The organism is Geothrix limicola (genome assembly GCF_030268085.1).
Lineage (GTDB): Bacteria > Acidobacteriota > Holophagae > Holophagales > Holophagaceae > Geothrix > Geothrix limicola.
In genome coordinates, this window is sequence record NZ_BSDE01000001.1 from 408,094 (window position 1) to 429,220 (window position 21,127).

Genomic DNA, 21,127 nt, shown 5'->3' on the forward strand with positions numbered 1-21,127 from the left:
TCCTCTCCCCTTCCGCTTTCCTCCGCTTTAAATATTCCTTTCGCCCTTGTGAATCGGTTATCGCTGAAATCGCGGGATTGGCTGAAAACACCATCGCCAAGGTTGGTCCACGTCTCGCCTGCTTTTTCGATTCCAAAATTCCGCACAAGCCTGGAATTGTGAGAGCGTTGAGGCGTGGATTCACTCGACCTCAGCTACCGACTGGCCGTTTCTCTGGCCGGGGCCGCGGCCCGGGCCTGTGCCCGGGGCCTGCCCCAGGGCTGGCGGGTGCGCCTGGAGGCGGAGGCCCCGGATCTGCCGGCGGGTCGCTGGGTCTGGCTCCATGCGGTGAGCGTGGGTGAACTCCTGCTGGCGGATGGCCTGGTGGGCCGTCTGCGGGAATCGGGCCACCGCGTCCACCTGAGCACGGGCACGCCCGCGGGGCTGGATCTGCTGGCGCGGCGCCTGCCGGAATGGGATGGCGGCACGGGCCGCATCACGGGCGGGGCCTTCCCGCTGGACGATCCCGCCGGACTGGAATCCTTCCTCCTTCATCCGCCCGGAACCTTCCTCGCATTGGAAACAGAACTCTGGCCGGGGCTGCTGGAGGCCCTGGAGATCCGCGGCGTGCCGCGCCTGGTGGTGAACGGGCGCCTGACTGAGAAGTCCCTTCATCGCGGCGGCCCCTGGCTGCGGCGGGCCGCGTCGCGCCTGACGCGGGTGGCGGCCCGGGACCGGGCCAGCGCCGGGGCCTTCCAACGCCTGGGCGCCCCGGACGTGCAACTGGGCGGCAACCTCAAGGCGGACCTGCCTCCGCCCCGTCCCCTGCATGCAGGCTGGGACGGGCTTCGGACGGCCTGGGCGAAGCACCCCGTGCTGGTAGTGGGCAACACCCTGGCGGGCGAGGAGGACCTGGCCCTCGAGGCCTGGATGGGCGCGAAGGCCCGTGTGCCCGGACTGCGCCTGATCCTCGCGCCGAGGCAGCCCAGGCGCTTCGAGGCCGTGGCCGAGGGGTTCACCGCGCGTGGGCTGGCCTTCCGACGGGCCTCTGGGCCCTGGCCGGAGACGGCGGCCTGGCGCGAGGTGGAGGTGCTGCTGCTGGACACCCTGGGAGAGCTGCCCTCCGCCTATGCCGAAGGCACCGTGGCCCTCGTGGCGGGCGGCTGGACCGCCGGCGGCGGGCACAATCCCCTGGAGCCCGTCCGCGCGGGTCTGCCGACGCTGCTCGGGCTCGGCTATGCCAACTTCGAGGATCTGGTGCCGCCCCTCCTGCAGGCGGGGCGCCTTCAGGTGGTCGAGGCCGAACACCTCGAACGCGAGGTTCTCGCCACCTTGGCGGAAGCTCCGCTGAGGCCGACCCCGGGACGCGCGCTGCCGGAAGAGCTGGCGGGAGCCCTCGATCGGACCTGGGCATTGATTGCACCCTATCTGCCGCCGGTTGGATAGAATCGGCCAGACGGAGCTTCCATGATTCGACGGGCCGCCCACATTCTGCTGATCGATGACGACCCGGCGGTGCTGGACATGGTGCAGTCCGCGCTGGCGCACTACGGCATGGAGGTGCACGCCTACCCGGACGCCGCCCAGGCCCTCGAGCTGATCCAGAATCCCTCGGCCCCCCAGTTCGATCTGGTCATCACCGACATCAACATGGAAGGCCTCGATGGCTTCGACGTCATCCACAAGGTGAAGACCCTGCAGCCGCGCCTCCCCGTGGTGCTGATGACCGGCCAGGCCTCGGTGGACTACGCCATCCGCGCCATGCGCATGGGGGCCTCGAACCTCTTCATGAAGCCCATCGCCATCCGGGACATGGTGCAGAGCGTCTTCCACCTCGTGGACCTGCACCGGGACATCCGCCTGGCGGACGACGGCCTGCGCGGCCTGGTGAACGAGCGGCGCCACTTCCTCTTCCGCTCGGACGAACTGGACGTGCCCATCCTCGTGCGTCACCTGACGGACCGCCTGGTGCCCATGGGCTTCGCCTCCACGAGCAACCTGGACGTCATCGCCATGGCTTTCCACGAGGCCCTGGTGAACTCACTGGAACACGGCAACCTCGAGCTGGAATCGAGTCTCAAGGGCGACCTCTTCGCGAAGGAGGATCCCTACGTCCAGCTGCGCGATCAGCGGATGGCCGATCCGCACTATGCGGGCCGCCTCATCGAAGTGCGCCTGGCCATGGATACGGAGCGCTTCGAACTGGAGATCAGTGACGAGGGCCGGGGTTTCGACGCCAGCCGCATCTCGCCGCTGCCCGGGGACTCAGACATGGCGCCCCACTGCGGCCGGGGCCTGCCGCTCATCATGCTGGTGATGGACGAGGTCCATTTCAACGACAAGGGCAACCAGATCCGGCTGGTGCTCCGGAGAAAATAGAGGCCGATTCTTTACCCGCCACCTCCAGGAACCGAAGGGTTCTCCAGAGGGATGAAGGCGCATGTCGGGAGCCTCGGAAACCACCCGGGAAGGCCTGCCGGATGTCGGCGAGGAGGCCGTCGCGCCGCCCATTCTGGTTGAACGGGTTTCGGACGAGTGGGAGGAGCAGGTGCTCCGCGCCTACGAAAGCGTGGCCCTGTGGTTGGGGCACTTCTTCCTGTTCCTGACCCTCTGGCGCCTGGAGCGGTACAGCGCGACGCCTCTGAAGCGGACCCTGGTCCTGGAATCCCTGGCCGAGATGGCGCTCTTCTACCTGGCCGGCTACTTCATCAAGCCCCTCAACCGCCTGCTGCGGGACGTGGAGAACGTGGGCTTCCTCCTGGTGGCCCTCGCCAGCGCCAACGGGATCTTCCTCGTGGCGGTGCTGCCGGGCGCCGTGCAGATATCGACCTTCATGCTCATCCAGATGGGGGCGGCGGTGGCCTTCCGGTCGCGCTGGCGCTTCCTGCTGGTGCAGGGCACCACACTGGGACTCTGCGCCGGGGCCTTCTGGTTCTGGACGGGGCTGGACGTTTTGTTGGGCGAGGTCTTCACCCTGCTTTCCAGCCTGCTGGTCAGCGTGGCCATCTGGGTCTTCATCAACCGCCTGCTCTTCAAGCTCGCGGTGATGCGCGCCAAGGACCGTGTCCTGCTGCGGCAGCGGTCGCGCTTGTTGGCCGAGCTTCGAGGCGCCCTCAAGAACGTGAGGGCCCTGCGGGGGCTTATCCCCACCTGCGACTACTGCAAGCGGGTCCGGGACGACCACGGCACCTGGCAACACGTGGAGGCTTTCATCCACCAGCGGAGCGAAGCCCGGTTCAGTCACATGGTCTGCCCCTCCTGCCATTCGGAGCTGGAAGGCGAGGTCCGCCGGCTCCGCAGCCCCGACAAGGGCCAGCCCTGAAACGAAGAACGACGCCTTTCGGCGCCGTTTCATCGAGGATCGGGCTGGCTCAGAAGGCGCCTTCGACAAAGGCCTTGAGCTGGGGCTTGGGCTGGCCACCGACGAGCTTGTTCACGGGCTTGCCGTCCTTGAAGACGATGAGGGTGGGGATGCTCATGATGCCGAACTGGCCGGCCACCTGGGGGTTCTCGTCCACGTTCATCTTCACGAACTTGGCCTGGCCCTTCATTTCGGAGGCCAGTTCATCGAGCACGGGGGCGATCATCTTGCAGGGGCCACACCAGGGGGCCCAGAAATCCACGAGGGTGACACCCTGGGCGACGGCCTGGGGGAATTCGGCGTCGGTGATGTGGGCGACGAGGTCGGACATGGGAACTCCTTTCAAGTTCAGGGGACGGGAAGGGGGCCGTCGGGGTTGGCGCCCCCCCACTGGGCAATGGTGAAGATGTTCATGTAGCGTTCATTGGTTTCCCGCAACCGCTGGGCGAGCACCTCGCACAAGGCGTAGAGAATCTTCAGGGCGATCCGGTGCTGGGCTTCGATCAGGGAGCGGAGGCCCTGGAGCGGCACGAAGAATAGCACTGAATCCTCGTTGACGATGGCATCCGCTGCCCGGGCCGCACTATCGATGAGGGCCATCTCGCCGAAAAAGGCAGGGGGCTCCAGCACCGCCAGGGCCTCTTCACCGGTCACGCTCTGCTTGGAGATGCGCACCGACCCCTTCACCACCAGGTAGAGTCCGTCCCCCGGATCCCCTTCCCGGAAGAGCACCTGTCCGGCCGGATAGGAACGCACGTCCCCGATGATGAGGATCTGGGCCCGTTCCATCTCGTCCAGGTTCCTGAACAAGGGGGACTGGGTCAGGAAAGCGGCATCGATCAATGCTGTTCCGTGGAGGGGTGGGCCGCGGGGGGTTCCAGTGGCACGTGGGCGCAGAGGTCGAGGCCGAAGCCACGTAGGCCAATGTACTTGGTTTCATGCCGGCTGAGGAGGCGCATTTTACCAATGCCCAGCTGCCGCAGGATCTGGGCTCCCACGCCGAAATCCCGGTCGCTCATGACCTGGGGCTGGGCGTGATCCTCCTCGGCCACGCCGGGGGTGTGGATGTGCCGGCGCAGGTAGACGAGGGCCCCGCGGCCCTCCTTGGCGAGGACGCCCATGGCCTTCTGGAAGAGGCCGGATTCGAAGCCGTGCAGGTCGTCGGGCAGCGTTTCCACGTGCACGCGGACGAGGGGCGGTTCGCCGTCGCCCGACAGATCCCCCAGCACGAAGGCCAGGTGGCTGCCGCCATCCAGCAGGCTCTGGAAGCGGTGGACCTTCAACTGCCCCCAGATGCTGCTCATGGCGCGGACTTCGAGGGGCTTCACCAGGGGTTCCTGGCGCAGCCGGTAGGCCACGAGATCAGCCACGGTCACGAGGAGGAGGTTGTGCTGCTTGCAGAAGGGAACGAGGTCGGGCACCCGGGCCATGGTGCCGTCATCCTTCATGATTTCGCAGATGACGCCGCTGGGGTGCAGGCCCGCCAGGCGCGCCAGGTCCACGCTGGCCTCGGTCTGGCCCGTGCGTGTGAGCACGCCTCCGGGGCGTGCGCGCAGGGGGAAGACGTGGCCGGGTTTCACGAAGTGCTGGGGCTTGGCCTCGGGATCGATGAGGGCCTGGATGGTGCGCGAGCGGTCCTGGGCGCTGATGCCCGTGGTGGTGCCTTCCCGCGCCTCGACGGAGACGCAGAAGGCTGTTTCGAAGGGGCTGGTGTTGTCGCGCACCATGAGGGGGATCTGGAGCTTGTCGAGGACCGGGCCCTCGAGCGCGGCGCAGATCAGGCCGCGCCCATAGGTGGCCATGAAGGCGATGGCTTCGGGGCTCACGTGCTCGGCGGCGAGGGTGAGGTCCCCCTCGTTTTCTCGATCCTCGTCATCGACCACCACGACCATGCGGCCCTGGCGGATGGCGTCGATGGCTTCCTCGATGGGGGCGAAGGGGGAGTCGGGGCGGGGGCTCATAGGACCCCCAGCATCGCTCATGAGACCTTCCTGGGGAAGGGCGCACTCCAAGGTATGGGCGCACTCCGTGGTATGGTTGGGCATCCGATTTCATTTTCCCGAGAGGAACAGCCCATGTCCCAGGGTGTGATCCAAGGCTCTATGCGCGAGGCTCCGCTGCCCGACATCATCCAGCTCGTGAGCCAGGGCGGGAAATCGGGCTGCTTCCACGTGCAGCAGGAAGCCTCCAAGGCGCGCATCTACCTGAAGGATGGCCGAATCATCCACGCGGTCACCCATGCCGGGGAAGGCTTCGAGGCGCTGATGGAAGTGGCGCTCTGGCTCGAGGGCAGCTACCGCTTCGAGGAAGTGGTGCCGGATGTGCCCGCCACCATCACCAAGCCCAACGCCTCCATCCTGATGGAACTGGGGCGGCGCATGGACGAATGGCGCGTCATCAGCCAGAAGGTGCCCTCGGTGGACCTCTATCCGGCCTCCACGCTCCTGCCCGGGGAGACCCCTCAGGGCGTCAACCCCCGCGAGATCAAGCTGCTGGCGCTGGCCACGGGCTACTACACCGTGTCCGAGCTGGCCGAGGTGATGCAGAAGCCCGTACTCACCGTGGCGAAGGACCTCTACGGCCTGGTCATGGCCGGCCACGTGGTGATGAAGGGCATCCGCTCGGGCAAGCCCGCCAAGATCGACGCCCCGGCCGCCGAGCCCGCCAAGGAGAAGGAACTGGTTCCCGTGTCCACGCTGCTGGGATCCTCCTCCGGCCCGGTGATGCCCGAATCGACCGCCGAGGAAACGGCCATCGTGCGTCTCCAGGCCCCCCGTCCGCTCCCGAGGATGCAGGGCTTTCCCGAGAACGAAGAACCGCTTCCCGAAACGGTTGGCGGTGGCGTGGTGGGCGGCGAGCCGCCCGTGTCGGCTCCCAAACCCGCGCCCATGGACGATCCCCAGCGCATGGTCAAGCTCATGAACTTCACCCAGCGCATCGCCCAGGCCGCCAAAATGGTGCTGCCCGAGGCGCAGCACGAGATGGTGAACCGGCTGCAGGCGCGGGCCACCCAGCAGATCATTTCAGGCGACGGGCCTGAAGCCGTGAAGGGGCTCGCCCTGGCCATCAGCCGAGGCGCGGTGGATGCGGGCTGCGACGCCGACATGGTGCGCACCCTGAACACCCACCTGAAGGCCCTCTTCTCCACCAAATAGGGTTCCCATGACATCGCGCGTTCTGACCGGCCTCCTGGCCTCCCTCCTTCTGCTCGTTTCGGGATGCAAGGAGCCGGACGGCACCTCCGGCGGCACGAGCGGCGTGGCCCTGTACACCTTCGACTCCACCACCAGCGAGGTGTTCGTTTGGAAGGATCTGAACACCGTCTACGACAGCACGACCACGCCCGCCCCCAGCTACCAGATCACGTCCAGCCTCTTCAGCAAGGTCACGAACCTGGCCTGGGGCGGTCTGGCCTTCGATAGTCAGCGGGGCACGCTCTACCTCGTTTCGGATGCGGGCACCATCGTGCGGGTGAGCAACATCCGCGCCCAGTCCGGCACGGTGCCTAACGGCGAGGTGGTCTCCTTCAGCCTGTCCAGCACGGGCCGCCTGACCAACGGGAAGTTCGGCCAGATCGCCCTGGACGCTTCGAACGACACCCTCTTCATCACGGAAAACGGGGACAACAGCACCCAGATCTGGGTGGTGGCGGGCGCCAGCGCCCAGACCCAGGACGCCACCGTGACCCTCCAGGCGCTCACCATGAGTGGCGACACGGGCGGAACCGGTGTGGCCGCGGCCTCGGGATCGGTCTACGCCTTCTTCAAGGATGGGGGCACCGTGGGCATCGACGCCTTGACGGGGCCCCGCCTGCGCAAGGGCACCGCCTCCACCTTCGATCCCACCCGGGTCATCCTCGGCGACAAGACCACCCTCGGCGTCTACGGGGCCCTGGCATTTGATTACGGTAACGGCAACCTGTACGTGGCCCGCCACAACACCGATGCCTCCAGCACGGCCCAGCCGATCCAGGTCTTCACCGCGGGCATGTTCGGCAGCACCTACAATGTGGCCCCCTACAAGACCCTGGGCAGCGCCGCGAGCCAGGCGGATCTGCGGGTCCTCGCCCATCCCGGTACGAAGGATTGGCTGGTGGGCCTCGGGACCACCGCCTCCAGCACGATCTACATCTGGAAATCCCCCCTCGGCGGCACGGACGCCAAGGTCGTCGTGGTCTCGCCCACCGCGTCGGTCTTCAAGGGCATCGCCGTGGACGGGAACGCCTCGTGACCAGCCTGCGCCTGCTGGGACTGCTGCTCCAGGACGTGCTCCGCGACCTCTTCCGTCATCGGGGCCAGTACGTCCTGGCGGTACTCACCCTGGCCTCGGGCCTGCTGCTGGCGGGTGGCGGCCTGCTACTGGTGGAAAGCCTGGACCGCTTCGTCGGACGCCTCGAGGGCATGGCCAAGGTGGTGGTCTATGCGGCCGAAGGCCGGACGCTGGATGAAACCGCGGTCCGTCTGAAGCGCGATCCGCGCTTCCGGGAGGTCCGCCGCCTGTCGGCCGAGGAGAACCGCAGGCAGTTCCAGACAGCCACCCGAGAGGCGGGCCTGTTGCTGGAAAGCGCCGGCAAGGACGCCCTGCCCGAAAGCCTGGAGCTGACGCTGCGCCAGGATCTGGCCACGGGGGGCCGGGCCGTGGGCGTGGGCGAGAGCCTGAAGGGGATGCCCGGCGTGGGCGATGTCCTCGTGGATCAGGAACGCCTGGAAAACCTCCAGCGCATGGCGCGCATGCTGCGTTCGGCCCTGGCCACCCTGGGCGTGCTGCTGCTGCTGGCGGCGGGATTTGCCACGGGCAACGTGATCCGCATGAGCATCCTCGCCCGCGAAGAAGAAATCACGATCATGCGACTGGTCGGCGCTTCCGAAGGCTTCATCCGCACCCCGCTGCTGCTGGAAGGGGCCTTCCTCGGCCTGGGCGGAAGCGTGCTGGCCATGCTCGGCCTCTTCGGCCTCTGGCTGCCCCTGTCCCGCGGCGTCGGCGGCCTGTCGCCCATGCTGGTGGAACTGGCCCGCCTCGGTTTCTTTTCCATGGGCAGCATGCTCCTGCTCGCCTTCGTCGGTGCAACCACCGGGGCGCTGGGCGCCCTCTGGGCCTTCTGGTCCACCCGCAAGGCCCAGCGCGAGGAAGAGGCGCTGATGGAAGGCGCGGGCTGATCGTCCAAGATTCACCACGGAGGCACCGAGGGCACTGAGAACGACACGGAGAAAAACAGGACCTCTTCTCGGAGTCCCTTCCGTGTTTTCCGTGTCTCCGTGGTGAATCAGTCCTTCCACCGCCGGGTATCGGATTCGCTGAGTCCCAACTGATCCAGCACGCGGGTGGCGAAGGTGTCGAAGAGATCGTCGAGGCTCTTCGGGCCGCTGTAGAAGCCGGGCATGATCGGCATGACGACGGCGCCCGCATCGTGAACGCGCAGCATGTTCTCGAGGTGGATGCGGTTCAGCGGCGTTTCGCGCAGGCAGAGCACGAGGGGACGGCGCTCCTTCAGGCAGACATCTGCCGCGCGGCTCACCAGCGTTTCGCTTACGCCCGAGGCGATGCGGCCCAGGGCGCCCGCACTGCAGGGGACGATGGCCATGCCGTCATGGCGGTGGGATCCGGAGGAAATGTCGGCGCCGAGGTCGCGCTCGTCGCGCAGGCTCACCTTGGGCAGTGCCGCGAGATCCTTGGGCGTCAGCCCCGTTTCATCGAGAAGGCAGCGCTTCCCGGTGGGGGACAGCAGCAGGGCGACCTGCTCCACCTCCGGATTCGCGGAGAGGCGCTTCAAGGCCGCCACGCCGAAGGCGGAGCCCGAGGCTCCGGTGATGGCGAGGGTGAATCGAAGGCCCATGATCGCTCAGTCGTTGGTGGGTCGGTAGGCGCCGAAGAAGATGGCGTTGAACAGGATACGGCGCGTGAACGGCGTCTGGGCCCGGAACACCGGATCGCCGGCCAGGAGGATGATGGCGCCCTGGCCTGATTTCTCGCGGATGGCGTAGGCGCTCTGCTGCAGCTTGGCTTCCATGGCCCTGGGCAACAGCCCGGAGACCCTGAGCTCCTCCTTCGCGTAGTAGAGCGGATTCTCGCCGCCCGCGCTCAGGTGGAGCACCGGGTCGCTGGTGTCGAGCACGGCGGCGCCCTGCTCGGCGTGAAGGCCCCAGGCCAGCGGATGGGTGCCGTCCACGCGCACCTTCAGGAAGGCGCCGGGGATGCTCTCCTCTAGGCTGCGTTCCTCCCGTTTGTCCCAGGGACGCACCAGGTCGGCGGGGTCGACCTTGGGCGCCTCACGCTTGGGATCCTTTTCCTTCAGGCGCGCTTCCTCGGCGCCCTTCGCCAGCAGGTGGTACCCCGTCGCCGTCAGCCCCGCGCGCGACGCGTAGGCTGCGCCGCCCTGGAAGGCCAGGAGGCTGCCGCCCTCCGCGACCCAGGCCTTCAGCTTGGCTGCGCCGCCTTCACCGAGGGCCTGCTGCCAGCCCTTGCCCTGGGCTTCGTCGTCGACGAGCACCAGGTGCGTGTACCGCTGCAGGGGGGCCGCCGCGAGCCGATCCGCCCGCAGCTGCACGAAGGCGAGGCCCGCCTCCGTGAGGGTGTGCGCCAGGGCGCCGAAGGCCGTCGGACTGGCGGGCCGGTCCATGAGCACGGCGATGCGCGGGGTCTTGAGGATCAGGGCGCGGTTCGATCCGAGGTCGGGCCCCAGGCCCATCTGGGCCGTGTCCGTGGGCAGCACGGGATGCTGGTTCTGGCGGGCCAGGGCGTGAAGGCGTGCCTTGAGCGTGGGTGGATTGCCGCGCAGGGGCAGGACGATGGTGCCTGCGGGAAGGCGTTGATCCAGGTGCCGCGCCGGTTCCGCCAGGGCCGTGGCCTTGAATCCCTCCTGCAGCAGGGCGGCCAGGGTCTTTTCGGCGCCCTCGTGTCCCGCGGGGATCAGGTAGCCCCAGGCGGCGTCCGGAAGCCCGGTTTCTGCCGGTGGGACCAGGGTTGCCGCGTCGACCTTGGGCCGGACTTTCGCGCGCCAGGCGGGCACGTGGAAGGCGATGGGCAGGCTCCAGGCCGTGGTGTCGTAGGTGGGCTTGGGGCCCATGTGGGCCTCGGCTTCGAGCAGGGCCTGGGCCAGGGCGCCCTTCGCCTGGTCGAGGGGCACGAGATAGCTTCCCGCGGGCAGGCCGGCGCCCTGCGCGAGGCCGATGGGTTCGAGGCCGGCCGTGGCCAGTTCCCGAGTGGTGCGGAGCACGTCGATCCCGTTGCGCTGGAGCAGGGCCACGAGGGCCCGGGTGCGGGAGGGATCCTCGCCTTCGCCGAGGAGGAAGGCTCCGGCGCGATCTCCGAGGGCCGCGCGATCCCGTCGCGCCTGCTGGAAGTCCCAGAGCAGGGCCTGGCGCTCAGCAGCAGCGGTGGCCACCACGGCGAGGCAGGAAGCCGTGTGGCGCTGGATGCGGCCCTCCAGGGTGAGGATGTCCTCGTCCTGGCGGCGGTAGGCCACGCCGCCCTGGCCGGCCGTTTCGAAGGTCATGCCCACGGCTCCCTGGAAGGTAGGCCAGGAATCGCCGTAGCCGGGGTAGAAGAGGTCGAAGACATCGCGGCTGAAATAGGCCCAGCCGCGGGCGTCGAAGGCCCGCGCCACGCCCTTGCCGAAGGTCGCCTGCCAGCGCCCCGAGAAGGCCTCGGGCAGGCCCTCGTGGATGGGCTGCATGGTGGGCGGGAAGTAGTACGAGGATTCAGGCGTCATCTCGTGGACATCCACGGCCACCTGGGGATTCCACTGCAGGAAGGCCGCGGTCTCGGCGCGGATCTCGCCCTGGGTCTGCCAGACCCAGTCGCGGTTCAGGTCGAAGAGGCGGTGGTTGAAGCGTCCGCCGGGCCACTGGGCGGTGTTCTGCGCGTCGAGCGGATCGTTGGCCTTGAAGGGTGTGCTGGCTTCAGCCACACCCTGCAGGTGCCGGGCGCGGCCGTCAGGATTCTGCGTGAGGTCCATGAGGAGCACGACGCGGTCCAACTGCTTGAGCACCTCGGGACTGCGGGCCGAGGCGAAATGGTAGGCCACCGCCAGGGCCGCCTCCGATCCCGCGGCTTCGGAACCATGCACCGAATAGCCGAGCCAGACGAACACGGGGCTCGTTTCGGTGATGCGGCGGGCCTCCTCCTCCGGGCAGGTTCTGGGATCCGCCAGCTTCGCGTTGAGGGCCTTCCATTCGTCCAGGCGACGCAGGTTCTCAGGTGAGCTGATGACGAGGAAGGGCTGCTCGTATCCCTCTTCGGTGACGTTCAGGATCGACATCCGCACGCGCTCGGGCGCTGCGGCGGCCAGCGCGCGCGCGTAGGCCAGCAGGGCGTGGTGAGGCGTGTAGCGGGTGCCGAGGTCGGGCTGGGGCACGTCCGGGCGGTGATCCGCGGCAGGCAGCAGCCCCGGCGGCAGGCCCGCCATAAGCGGCGCGGCGCACAGCAGAGCGAGGAGGGCCGGCCGCGAAGGCATCCGCATGGTCAGTCCAGATCGAGGAAGGCGGGGCCTGCGTGGGTGATGGAACCGGCCCCGAAGGTGATGAGCAGATCACCGTTGCGGGTCAGGCGCTTCATGGCGAGGGGGAGATCCTCCACCCGGTTCACGAGGTGGACATCCTTCTGCCCGTGGGCGCGCAGGGCCTCTGCGACGGCGGCGCCATCCACGCCCTGGATGGGCTGCTCGCCCGCGGGATAGATGTCGGTGACCAGCACGGAATCAGCCTCGAAGAAGGCGGTGCCGAACTCGTCGAGCAGGGCCTTGGTGCGGCTGTAGCGGTGCGGCTGGAAGGCGGCTACGAGGCGCCGCTCGGGGAAGCCCGCACGGGCCGCGGCCAGGGTGGCGGCGATCTCCGTGGGGTGGTGGCCGTAGTCGTCGACCACCAGGACGCCGCCCTTTTCGCCCTTGAGGTGGAAGCGGCGGTCGGCGCCCGTGAAGCTGGAGAGGCTGGCGCGGATCACCTCGGGTTCGACGTCCAGTTCCAGCGCGATGCCGATGGCCGCCAGGGCGTTGAGGACCATGTGGTGCCCGGGAACGCCGAGGCTGAAGGATCCCAGGTCCGCGCCGTGGGCCGTGACCTTGAAATGGGTTCGGAAGCCCTCTTGGCGGATCTCGCGGGCGCGGATGTCCACCTGGGGGTGGGTGCCGTAGGTGCGCACCTGCCGCTTCAGGCGCGGTCGCACGGCGGCGGCGTGGGGATCGTCCATGCAGAGGAAGACGGATCCGTAGAAAGGCACCTTGTTGGCGAAGGTCACGAAGGCGTCCTGGATTTCTTCGAGATCCTTGTAGTGGTCGAGATGCTCGCGATCGATGTTCGTGATGACCGCCAGCGTGGGGTTCAGCATGAGGAAGCTGCCGTCGCTTTCGTCGGCTTCGGCCACGAGGAAGGGGCCCTTGCCGAGCTTGGCGTTGCTGCCGATGGTGCCGAGCTTGCCGCCGATGACGATGGTGGGATCGATGCCGCCCTGGCTGAGCACCTGGGCGACCATGCTGGTGGTCGTCGTCTTGCCGTGGGAGCCCGCCATGGCGATGCCGTACTTCATGCGCATGAGTTCCGCCAGCATCTCGCCGCGCGGGATCACGGGGATCTTGCTGGCGTGGGCGGCGACCACCTCGGGGTTATCGCCCTTCACGGCGGAGCTGATGACCACCACCTGGGCGCCCTCGATGGCCTTGCCGTGATGGCCGAGATGCACCGTGATACCGAGGCTGCGCAGCCGCTGCGTGACGGCGCTCTCCTTGAGGTCCGAGCCGGAGACCTGGTAGCCCAGGTTGGCAAGGACTTCGGCGATGCCCGACATGCCGATGCCGCCGATGCCCACGAAATGGATGTGCTGAATCTTGCCAAACACCTGGGAGCCCCCATCATGGAATCCGCCAGGATACCGCCAAGACGCCCTTTGGGAGGGTTCATGGCACGGGTGGCACGGGTCTGGCATCATAAGATCTGCACCCACCCAAAGGAGGTGTTTCGATGCGACTTCGGTTCTCGCAACATCATTCCATTAATGCCTTTACCTGTCTGGCCCTGGCCACGACCATCTGTGGCGCTTCGCGACCCGAGGGCAAAACGCCTCGTCCCGAGCCTTCGGCTATGACCTCATCCGTGGCTCAGGCGCCTTCCCGCGCCGTCCAGGCTCCTTCTCCCTCCCGCATCCAGGGTGGCTTTCAGACCCGGGCGAACTTCGTGGCCCGCTACCCCGGCACACACATCGTCGTGCCCCGCCCCTGGGACCGCTGCATGATGCTGCCCGATTCCTTCTATTGGCGCACCCGGGACCTGTCGACGGAGATCCAGTGGATGGCCCGCCGGGGCTTCATCCCGGTGAGCCCGGTCGGTGACAGCGTGGAGGTGCTCAGCGACTACACCATGCAGCCCGCGGGATGGCGCGCCTACGGCATTTCCGTGCCTGCCGGCGGCACCGTGCAGGTGGAGGTCAAGCATCCGAACCTGGCCTGGTTCCGCCTGATGCTCGTGGACAAGTGGGGCGTTCCGGGCCCTGGCATGCTCCAGGCGGCCATCGCGCACCAGCCGGTGATGGTCACCTACAAGAATCCGAACAAGGACGACCGGGCCATCTACGTCATCGTGGACGATCCGGCCTGGTGGTCCGACGCGAAGTCCCCCTACACCCTGGAAGTGCGCCGTGACTGGGATCCCGCCAAGACCGACCTCAGCAAGGTCCAGATGGTTGCGGGCCTGTGGGGCGCGAGCCCCAGTGTCAGCGCCGAGTTCAGGCATTCGAGCCTGACGGGCCCGGCGGTCTATCCTCACTGAATTCTCGCCTCACTGAAGTCTCGATCTTCGAAGAAGCGGCCTCGGGGAGGCCGCTTCTTCGTTCTGGCCGGACCTGCGGCTTCAGCCCCGGGCGACCATTTCGATCTCGATCCGCGCACCCAGGGGCAGGGAGGCCACGCCGATGGTCGTGCGGGCCGGGAAGGGCTGATTGAACTGCCGCGCATAGACCTCGTTCATGGCGGGGAAGTCGCGCATGTCCGTGAGGAAGACGTTCACCTTCACCACCTGGTCCGGGCCCAGCCCGGCGGCTTCGAGCACCTTGAACAGGTTCCGGAAGCATTGCTCCGTCTGGGCCTCCACCCGATCTTCCAGCAGTCTGCCGGTGGCGGGATCGAGGGGCGTCTGCCCCGACAGGTAGATGAATTCCCCGGCGCGGATCCCTTGGGAATAGGGGCCGACGATGACGGCTTCCGGGGTGGTGATGGCTTGACGAGACATGGCGGCTCCTTCACGTGAACGGGATGGGGTAGGTGGCTCAGGCTGGGAGGGGCGATCGATCGCAGGCTCCCTGGCCGTCACTGATCCAGATTGGATGCGCGGATCATCCTCCATGAGGTTGTGGAACGGAGCGTCGGTTCAATTCCAGGGACAGGCGCCGGTCACCTGCATCCGGAAGCCTCTGGGTTCCACGGTCAGTTCGGCGCGGTCCCGCTCGGGTGCCGGTTCGCCGTCCAGATGCCAGGGCAGGGGGCGATCCAGGCGCAGGGTGGCGGCGCGAAGGCTGCCTTCGTGACGCAGGGGCGTGCGCCCGCCTTCACGGAACAGCTGGGGTACGTCCACCAGGAGTTCGACCAGGGAAGGGCGCGCCAGGGTGGCCCACTGGAGCGCCCCATCGGTGGGATCGGCCCCGGGGGCGATCCAAAGGCCCGATCCGTACTGGGGCAGGTTCGCGAAACAGAGGCTCCAGGCGGAGGCCGGAAGGGCTGGCGCCGAGGCGTGGAAGGCCGCGCGGAGGCGCTCGAGGCGGCCCGCATCATGGGGGGTGGAGGCGATGTCCGCATCCCAGCTGAGTGCCGTGTCCGGCCAGGTCCGCCAGAGCTGCCAGCAGGCCTTCGCATAGGTGCGGAAACCGCGGCCGGGAAGGTCGTGGAATCGGTGGGCCACGGCGGCCTCGAAGCCCGTGCCGGCGAGGTTCAGGAAGGGGACGCCGTCGAGGCGCGGCAGGTCCATGCGCAGCTCCCGGCCCTCCAGCAGGCGCTGCAGGGCGCCGGCGGGTTCCAGCGGCGTGCGTAGGCTGCGCACGAGTCCGTTGCCGCTGCCGCCGGGAATGGCGGCCAAGGGGACAGGACAGCCCTTCTCGATCAGGGCCCGGGCGGCGTGATGGATGGTGCCGTCACCGCCCCACACGAACAGCGGCCCGCCGGCGCGGCTGGCCTGCGCGATGTGCGGCTCGAAATCCCAGGGAGGACCGAAGGGCCGGGGCTCTACGCGCGTCCGCAGGTCCTTGGGGAGGGCCCGCAGAAGGACGTCGGGATCCTTCGCGGTGCTGCCGGAGGCGGGATTGAAGAGGAGGGGCAGGGCCATGGGGCGAGGATAGCCGTGCGGCGGCCAGGGTGGGAATCTGGATATGGTGGTTGCAATTGCCTGGGGCCTGCGTAAGATCGCCCCGATGATCGAACGGACCTTCACCATCTCTGAACTCGCCGCGGAATTCGGCCTCACGCCCCGCGCCATCCGCCACTACGAGGAGCAGGGGCTGGTGTCGCCCCGGCGTGTGGGCCTCCAACGGATCTACACCCGGCGGGACCGCACCCGGCTGAAGCTGACCCTGCGGGGCAAGCGCCTCGGGCTGTCCCTGACCGATATCCGCGAGTTGATCGACATGTACGACAACCAGCCGGACGAGACCCCACAGCTTCTGAAGCTGGTCGGCGTGCTGGGACACCGCCGGGCCACCCTCGAGCAGCAGCGCCGGGACATCGAGGAGATCCTGGCGGAGATCGGCGCCTTCGAGCGCCAGTGCCGGGAGATCCTCGCGGCCCGCAAGTAGGAGGGTGCTGGGCCACGCCTGCACCCGCCCGGGCTGAGGGACGGCCTCAGAATGAGCTTTACGTTTACGTAAACGTAAACTACTCTGAACGGCACCCACCCAACCCGCTCAAACCAGGAGGCGCCCATGCCCGGACTCGACTTCCAGCTCGGGGAGACCATCGCCATGCTGCGCGCCAGCGTGGCCGAATTCGCGTCGCGGGAGATCGCCCCCAGGGCCGCGGAAATCGACCGCGCCAACGCCTTTCCTACGGATCTCTGGCGCCGCCTGGGCGATCTGGGCGTGCTGGGCATGACTGTCTCCGAGGAATACGGTGGGACCGACATGGGCTACCTGGCCCACATCGTGGCCATGGAGGAGATCTCCCGCGCTTCGGCCTCCGTGGGCCTTTCCTATGGCGCCCACTCCAACCTCTGCGTCAACCAGATCCACCGGAACGGGAGCGCCGAGCAGAAGGCGAGGCTCCTGCCGAAGCTCGTCTCGGGCGAACATGTGGGCGCCCTGGCCATTTCTGAGCCCGATGCGGGTTCGGACGTGATGGCCATGCAGCTCCGCGCGGAACGGCGCGGCGACCGCTATGTCCTGAACGGCAGCAAGATGTGGATCACCAACGGCGGGGACGCCGATGTGCTGGTGGTCTACGCCAAGACGGATCCCTCGGATGGCGGGGGCCGGGGCAGCGGAGCCCTCTCCGCCTTCATCGTGGAGAAGACCATGAAGGGTCTCAGCCACGGCTCGCACCTGGACAAGCTCGGCATGCGCGGATCCAACACCTACCCCATGTTCTTCGACGATGTGGAGGTGCCGGTGGAGAACCTCCTTGGCGGCCTGGGCTGCGGCGTGAAGGTGATGATGAGCGGCCTCGACTACGAGCGGGCCGTGCTCGCTGGCGGGCCCCTGGGCATCATGGCCGCCTGCATGGACGTGGTGCTCCCCTACATCCACCAGCGCAGCCAGTTCGGCTCGGCCATCGGGCAGTTCCAGCTGATGCAGGGGAAGGTGGCGGACCTCTACACCACGTGGCAGGCGACGCGGGCCTACGTCTACGCCGTGGGGCAGGCCTGCGACCGTGCCGATCATTCGCGCGCCCTCCGGAAGGAGGCCGCCGGTGCCATCCTCTACGCCGCCGAGAAGGCCACCTGGATGGCGGGCGAGGCCATCCAGGCCCTGGGCGGAGCCGGCTACACGAACGAATACCCGGTCGCGCGCATGTGGCGGGATGCCAAGCTGTATGAAATCGGCGCCGGAACCTCCGAGATCCGACGCATGCTGATCGGGCGGGAATTGTTCGAGGAAACGGCCTGAGACTTCTACTGTTCAATCGGGAGGGGGCATGAGTCTCATCCAGTCGAAGATCGATCCGAAGAGCGAGGAGTTTCGCGCCAACGCCGAGGCCATGCGGGCCCAGGTGGAGGATCTGCGGGAGAAGACCGCCCAGGTGACCCGCGGCGGCTCGGAGGAAGCCCGGCAGAAGCACCTGTCGCGAGGCAAGCTGCTCGTGCGGGATCGCCTGGAAGGCCTGCTGGATCCGGGCTCACCCTTCCTTGAAATCGGGACCCTGGCGGCCTGGGGGCTCTACGGCGGGGATGTCCCCGGCGCGGGCCTCGTGGCGGGCATCGGCAGGGTCTCGGGCACCGAATGCGTGATCGTGGCCAACGACGCCACGGTGAAGGGCGGAACCTACTATCCCCTGACGGTGAAGAAGCACCTCCGGGCCCAGGAGATCGCCCTCCAGAACCGCCTGCCATGCATCTACCTCGTGGATTCGGGCGGCGCCTTCCTGCCCTTGCAGGACGAGGTGTTCCCGGACCGCGACCACTTCGGGCGGATCTTCTACAACCAGGCGAATATGAGCGCCCTGGGCATCCCCCAGATCGCTGTCGTCATGGGCTCCTGCACGGCCGGCGGGGCCTACGTACCGGCCATGAGCGACGAGACCGTCATCGTGCGGAACCAGGGCACCATCTTCCTGGGTGGCCCGCCCCTGGTGAAGGCGGCCACCGGCGAGGTGGTGAGCGCCGAGGACCTGGGCGGCGGGGACGTCCACACCCGTCTCTCCGGGGTGGCGGACCATCTGGCCGAGAACGACCTCCATGCCCTGGCCATCACCCGCGACATCGTCGCCAGCCTCAACCGCCGCAAGCAGATCTCCCTGCAGCTGGCGGCGGCGGAGGAGCCTGCCTACGATCCTGCCGAACTCTACGGCATCATCCCCACGGATACGAGGAGGCCCTACGACGTGCGCGAAGTGATCGCCCGCCTCGTGGACGGTTCCAGGTTCCACGAGTTCAAGGCGCGCTACGGATCGACCCTGGTGACCGGCTTCGCCCACCTTCACGGCTATCCCGTGGGGATCGTGGCCAACAACGGCATCCTCTTCTCGGAATCGGCGCTGAAGGGCGCGCACTTCATCGAGCTCTGCGCCCAGCGGGGCGTTCCCTTGGTCTTCCTGCAGAACATCTCGGGCTTCATGGTGGGCCGGAAGTATGAGAACCAGGGCATCGCCCGCGACGGCGCCAAGCTCGTCACCGCCGTGGCCACGGCGGCGGTGCCGAAGTTCACCGTGCTGATCGGCGGCAGTTTCGGCGCGGGGAACTACGGCATGTGCGGCCGGGCCTACAGCCCGCGCCTGCTCTGGATGTGGCCCAACGCGCGCATCTCCGTGATGGGCGGCGAGCAGGCGGCCTCGGTGCTTTCCACCATCCGACGCGATGCCCTCGAGACGGCCGGGAAGGCCTGGAGCGCCGAGGAGGAGGAAGCCTTCAAGGCGCCGCTCCGGAGCCAGTACGAGCAGCAGGGGCATCCCTACTTCGCCACCGCCCGGCTGTGGGATGACGGGGTGCTGGATCCGGCCCAGACGCGGCGGGCCCTGGGCCTGGGGATTTCAGCGGCGCTCAACGCACCGGCGGCGGAAACGCGGTTCGGCCTGTTCCGGATGTAGGTCACACGGGGTTCTGGGGGGCGGCATGTTCGAAAAGATCCTCATCGCGAACCGGGGCGAGATCGCCTGCCGGATCATCCGCACGGCGCGGCGCCTGGGCGTGCGCACGGTGGCCGTCTACTCCGAAGCGGATGCGGGCAGCCGCCACGTGCGCCTTGCCGACGAGGCGGTGCCCATCGGTCCTTCCGAGGCCCGTTTTTCCTATCTTTCGGCGGAGCGTATCCTCGATGCGGCCCGTCGCTCCGGAGCCCAGGCGGTGCATCCGGGTTACGGCTTCCTCTCGGAGAATGCTGCCTTCGCCGAGGCCTGCGCCGAGGCCGGCCTCGTCTTCATCGGTCCGCCCGCGGCGGCCATCCGCGCCATGGGTTCCAAGGCCGAAGCCAAGAAGCTCATGGACCAGGCCGGCGTACCCCTCGTTCCCGGCTACCACGGAGATGACCAGGACGCGGCCCGCCTGGCCCGGGAAGCCGAGGCCATCGGCTGGCCCGTGATGATCAAGGCCTCGGCGGGCGGCGGCGGGAAGGGCATGCGGGCGGTACAGGAGGCCGCGGCCTTCGGCGCGGCCCTGGAGGCCGTGAAGCGCGAGGCCGCCGCCAGCTTCGGATCCGATCACGTCCTGCTGGAGAAGTACCTCCAACGCCCGCGACACATCGAGGTCCAGGTGTTCGGCGACACCCAGGGCCACGTGCTGCACCTGTTCGAGCGCGACTGCTCGGTGCAGCGCCGGCACCAGAAGGTGCTGGAGGAATCACCGGCTCCGGGCCTGGATCCGACCCGCCGCGAGGCCCTGGGAAAGGCCGCGGTGGCGGCCGCGCGAGCCGTCGGTTACGTCGGGGCTGGGACCGTGGAGTTCATCGTCGACCAGGATTTCGCGCAGACGGGGGCCTTCTACTTCATGGAGATGAACACCCGCCTGCAGGTGGAACATCCGGTGACCGAGATGGTCACGGGGCTGGACCTGGTGGAGTGGCAGTTGAGGGTGGCCGCGGGTGAGCCGCTCCCGCTGGTGCAAGAACAAGTGAGCCTGAACGGGCACGCGCTGGAAGCGCGGATCTACGCAGAGGATCCCGAGCGGGGATTCCTGCCCTCCACCGGGCGGCTGCATCACCTCTCGGCGCCGACGGAATCCGCGCACCTGAGGGTGGACACGGGTGTCGAGCAGGGCGACGAGATCACGCCCTACTACGACCCCATGATCGCCAAGCTCATCGTCTGGGACGAGGATCGCGGGCGCGCCCTGGCGCGGATGCGGCAGGCCCTGGCCTCGTACCGGGTGGCGGGCGTCGCCAGCAACATCGCCTTCCTTTCACGGCTCGTGGCTTGCCCATCCTTCGACCGGGCCGACCTGGACACGGCACTGATCGAACGTGAAGGCGCGGTGCTCTTCCCCGATCCGATCCCGACGCCAGCGGAGGCCTGGATGGCCGCCGCGCTGGCGGAGCTGCTGCGTGAAGAAGCCAGGACCCTGCCGACGGCGGACGACCCCGGATCACCCTGGAACCTGCGCGACGGATGGCGCGCCAACGCCGCCGGGAGCCGGGTCCTGCACTTCCGGCGGGGCGACGAGGCCGAGGCGGTGACGGGCCGCCGCCAGGGTGACGGCTGGAGGCTGGAGGTCGCGGGTCGATCGGCTTTCGGGCGCGGCCAGATCCTGGACGGTGACGACCTGCGGCTGGAACTGGACGGTCGGGTCCACGGCGCGACCCTCGTGGCCGCCGGAGCCCGGCGCCACCTCTTCCTCGACGGGCACCACCATGTCCTGGACCATGTGGATCCACTTCATCACGCCGGAGGCGCGGCAGCCTCCGACGGCAGTCTCCTGGCCCCCATGCCGGGAAAGGTCATCGCTCTGCTGGTGGCGGCTGGAGCGGAGGTTGACAAGGGGGCGCCGCTGTTGATCCTGGAGGCCATGAAGATGGAGCACACCATCGCGGCGCCCGCGGCAGGCCTGGTGAAGGCCTTCCGCTTCGCCGTGGGCGACCAGGTGGAGGAAGGCCGCGAGCTCGTGGACTTCGAGGCGCGACCATGAAAGGGGGGACCGCCCGCTCGCGAAAGCTCGCTCTGCGTCCCCCCTCGGACCC

General features: G+C 68.1%; 19 protein-coding genes. 11 read left to right on the top strand and 8 right to left on the bottom strand.

What is annotated here, in order from left to right:
* The first annotated feature begins 174 nt into the window (after positions 1-174).
* The 3 genes from QSJ34_RS01645 to QSJ34_RS01655 all read left to right on the top strand — a co-directional run bounded on the left by QSJ34_RS01645 (position 175) and on the right by QSJ34_RS01655 (position 3,301).
* A complete protein-coding gene (locus tag QSJ34_RS01645) occupies positions 175-1,425 on the top strand; it encodes a 3-deoxy-D-manno-octulosonic acid transferase (protein WP_285569425.1) in 1,251 nt (416 codons plus the stop codon).
* Between the two features lie 21 nt (positions 1,426-1,446).
* Positions 1,447-2,358: an ATP-binding response regulator gene (locus QSJ34_RS01650; RefSeq protein WP_285569427.1), complete on the top strand. Its 912-nt coding sequence runs from the start codon at positions 1,447-1,449 to the stop codon at positions 2,356-2,358.
* 61 nt (positions 2,359-2,419) lie between these two features.
* Positions 2,420-3,301, top strand: coding sequence for a hypothetical protein (locus tag QSJ34_RS01655; RefSeq protein ID WP_285569430.1), 882 nt, complete (start codon positions 2,420-2,422; stop codon positions 3,299-3,301).
* 49 nt (positions 3,302-3,350) lie between these two features.
* On the opposite strand, the gene trxA is transcribed toward QSJ34_RS01655, so the two are convergent.
* The 3 genes from trxA to ribB are packed head-to-tail and all read right to left on the bottom strand — an operon-like array spanning position 3,351 to position 5,301.
* Positions 3,351-3,671, bottom strand: coding sequence for a thioredoxin (gene trxA / locus QSJ34_RS01660; RefSeq protein WP_285569432.1), 321 nt, complete (start codon positions 3,669-3,671; stop codon positions 3,351-3,353).
* 17 nt (positions 3,672-3,688) lie between these two features.
* Positions 3,689-4,183, bottom strand: a complete 495-nt coding sequence (locus QSJ34_RS01665; RefSeq protein WP_285569435.1) for a Crp/Fnr family transcriptional regulator — start codon at positions 4,181-4,183, stop codon at positions 3,689-3,691.
* Entirely contained in the window at positions 4,180-5,301 is a 1,122-nt protein-coding gene (gene ribB, locus QSJ34_RS01670; RefSeq protein WP_285569437.1) for a 3,4-dihydroxy-2-butanone-4-phosphate synthase, read from the bottom strand. Before ribB ends, QSJ34_RS01665 begins: the two co-directional genes overlap by 4 nt.
* A gap of 114 nt (positions 5,302-5,415) precedes the next feature.
* Between ribB and QSJ34_RS01675 the strand changes: the two genes are divergently transcribed.
* From QSJ34_RS01675 to QSJ34_RS01685, 3 genes are read left to right on the top strand one after another with little or no spacing between them, the layout of a single operon-like run.
* Positions 5,416-6,495, top strand: coding sequence for a DUF4388 domain-containing protein (locus tag QSJ34_RS01675; RefSeq protein ID WP_285569439.1), 1,080 nt, complete (start codon positions 5,416-5,418; stop codon positions 6,493-6,495).
* Positions 6,496-6,502: 7 nt separating this feature from the next.
* On the top strand, positions 6,503-7,570 hold the full coding sequence (locus QSJ34_RS01680; protein ID WP_285569442.1) for a hypothetical protein: 1,068 nt from the start codon (positions 6,503-6,505) through the stop codon (positions 7,568-7,570).
* A complete protein-coding gene (locus QSJ34_RS01685) occupies positions 7,567-8,496 on the top strand; it encodes a cell division protein FtsX (RefSeq protein ID WP_285569445.1) in 930 nt (309 codons plus the stop codon). Before QSJ34_RS01680 ends, QSJ34_RS01685 begins: the two co-directional genes overlap by 4 nt.
* A 107-nt stretch (positions 8,497-8,603) precedes the next feature.
* Here QSJ34_RS01685 and QSJ34_RS01690 read toward each other — a convergent pair whose 3' ends face one another.
* Genes QSJ34_RS01690 through murC form a run of 3 tightly spaced genes read right to left on the bottom strand, consistent with a single transcriptional unit; the run spans position 8,604 to position 13,168 of the window.
* Positions 8,604-9,173 carry a UbiX family flavin prenyltransferase gene (locus QSJ34_RS01690; RefSeq protein ID WP_285569447.1) on the bottom strand — a complete coding sequence of 190 codons (570 nt, stop codon included), beginning with the start codon at positions 9,171-9,173 and terminating at the stop codon, positions 8,604-8,606.
* A gap of 6 nt (positions 9,174-9,179) precedes the next feature.
* Positions 9,180-11,798: a M14 family zinc carboxypeptidase gene (locus QSJ34_RS01695; RefSeq protein WP_285569450.1), complete on the bottom strand. Its 2,619-nt coding sequence runs from the start codon at positions 11,796-11,798 to the stop codon at positions 9,180-9,182.
* A gap of 2 nt (positions 11,799-11,800) precedes the next feature.
* Positions 11,801-13,168: a UDP-N-acetylmuramate--L-alanine ligase gene (murC, locus tag QSJ34_RS01700; RefSeq protein ID WP_285569453.1), complete on the bottom strand. Its 1,368-nt coding sequence runs from the start codon at positions 13,166-13,168 to the stop codon at positions 11,801-11,803.
* A gap of 242 nt (positions 13,169-13,410) precedes the next feature.
* Here murC and QSJ34_RS01705 point away from each other — a divergent pair, with 242 nt between their 5' ends.
* Complete coding sequence (locus tag QSJ34_RS01705; RefSeq protein WP_285569456.1) at positions 13,411-14,094, top strand: hypothetical protein; 684 nt, start codon at positions 13,411-13,413, stop codon at positions 14,092-14,094.
* Positions 14,095-14,175: 81 nt separating this feature from the next.
* Here the strand turns inward: QSJ34_RS01705 and QSJ34_RS01710 are convergent, their stop codons facing one another.
* Positions 14,176-14,553, bottom strand: a complete 378-nt coding sequence (locus tag QSJ34_RS01710) for a RidA family protein (RefSeq protein ID WP_285569458.1) — start codon at positions 14,551-14,553, stop codon at positions 14,176-14,178.
* A gap of 138 nt (positions 14,554-14,691) precedes the next feature.
* The gene (locus QSJ34_RS01715) at positions 14,692-15,639 is read right to left on the bottom strand and encodes a diacylglycerol/lipid kinase family protein (protein ID WP_285569461.1); all 948 of its coding nucleotides are present in this window, start codon (positions 15,637-15,639) and stop codon (positions 14,692-14,694) included.
* 85 nt (positions 15,640-15,724) lie between these two features.
* Here QSJ34_RS01715 and QSJ34_RS01720 point away from each other — a divergent pair, with 85 nt between their 5' ends.
* The 4 genes from QSJ34_RS01720 (at position 15,725) to QSJ34_RS01735 (ending at position 21,075) form a co-directional block, all read left to right on the top strand.
* Positions 15,725-16,105: a MerR family transcriptional regulator gene (locus tag QSJ34_RS01720; protein ID WP_285569464.1), complete on the top strand. Its 381-nt coding sequence runs from the start codon at positions 15,725-15,727 to the stop codon at positions 16,103-16,105.
* 126 nt (positions 16,106-16,231) lie between these two features.
* A complete protein-coding gene (locus QSJ34_RS01725) occupies positions 16,232-17,410 on the top strand; it encodes an isovaleryl-CoA dehydrogenase (RefSeq protein WP_285569467.1) in 1,179 nt (392 codons plus the stop codon).
* Between the two features lie 28 nt (positions 17,411-17,438).
* Entirely contained in the window at positions 17,439-19,046 is a 1,608-nt protein-coding gene (locus tag QSJ34_RS01730; RefSeq protein ID WP_285569470.1) for a carboxyl transferase domain-containing protein, read from the top strand.
* A gap of 25 nt (positions 19,047-19,071) precedes the next feature.
* Positions 19,072-21,075 carry an acetyl/propionyl/methylcrotonyl-CoA carboxylase subunit alpha gene (locus QSJ34_RS01735; RefSeq protein WP_285569472.1) on the top strand — a complete coding sequence of 668 codons (2,004 nt, stop codon included), beginning with the start codon at positions 19,072-19,074 and terminating at the stop codon, positions 21,073-21,075.
* Positions 21,076-21,127 lie beyond the last annotated feature (52 nt).

What these genes read in the sequence shown, in the direction of transcription:
- QSJ34_RS01650 (WP_285569427.1), top strand. Translation starts at nt 1,447, where the DNA reads ATGATTCGACGGGCCGCCCACATTCTGCTGATCGATGACGACCCGGCG.
- QSJ34_RS01655 (WP_285569430.1), top strand. Translation starts at nt 2,420, where the DNA reads ATGTCGGGAGCCTCGGAAACCACCCGGGAAGGCCTGCCGGATGTCGGC.
- trxA (WP_285569432.1), bottom strand. Translation starts at nt 3,671, where the DNA reads ATGTCCGACCTCGTCGCCCACATCACCGACGCCGAATTCCCCCAGGCC.
- ribB (WP_285569437.1), bottom strand. Translation starts at nt 5,301, where the DNA reads ATGAGCCCCCGCCCCGACTCCCCCTTCGCCCCCATCGAGGAAGCCATC.
- QSJ34_RS01675 (WP_285569439.1), top strand. Translation starts at nt 5,416, where the DNA reads ATGTCCCAGGGTGTGATCCAAGGCTCTATGCGCGAGGCTCCGCTGCCC.
- QSJ34_RS01680 (WP_285569442.1), top strand. Translation starts at nt 6,503, where the DNA reads ATGACATCGCGCGTTCTGACCGGCCTCCTGGCCTCCCTCCTTCTGCTC.
- QSJ34_RS01690 (WP_285569447.1), bottom strand. Translation starts at nt 9,173, where the DNA reads ATGGGCCTTCGATTCACCCTCGCCATCACCGGAGCCTCGGGCTCCGCC.
- QSJ34_RS01695 (WP_285569450.1), bottom strand. Translation starts at nt 11,798, where the DNA reads ATGCGGATGCCTTCGCGGCCGGCCCTCCTCGCTCTGCTGTGCGCCGCG.
- QSJ34_RS01705 (WP_285569456.1), top strand. Translation starts at nt 13,411, where the DNA reads ATGACCTCATCCGTGGCTCAGGCGCCTTCCCGCGCCGTCCAGGCTCCT.
- QSJ34_RS01710 (WP_285569458.1), bottom strand. Translation starts at nt 14,553, where the DNA reads ATGTCTCGTCAAGCCATCACCACCCCGGAAGCCGTCATCGTCGGCCCC.
- QSJ34_RS01715 (WP_285569461.1), bottom strand. Translation starts at nt 15,639, where the DNA reads ATGGCCCTGCCCCTCCTCTTCAATCCCGCCTCCGGCAGCACCGCGAAG.
- QSJ34_RS01720 (WP_285569464.1), top strand. Translation starts at nt 15,725, where the DNA reads ATGATCGAACGGACCTTCACCATCTCTGAACTCGCCGCGGAATTCGGC.
- QSJ34_RS01725 (WP_285569467.1), top strand. Translation starts at nt 16,232, where the DNA reads ATGCCCGGACTCGACTTCCAGCTCGGGGAGACCATCGCCATGCTGCGC.
- QSJ34_RS01730 (WP_285569470.1), top strand. Translation starts at nt 17,439, where the DNA reads ATGAGTCTCATCCAGTCGAAGATCGATCCGAAGAGCGAGGAGTTTCGC.
- QSJ34_RS01735 (WP_285569472.1), top strand. Translation starts at nt 19,072, where the DNA reads ATGTTCGAAAAGATCCTCATCGCGAACCGGGGCGAGATCGCCTGCCGG.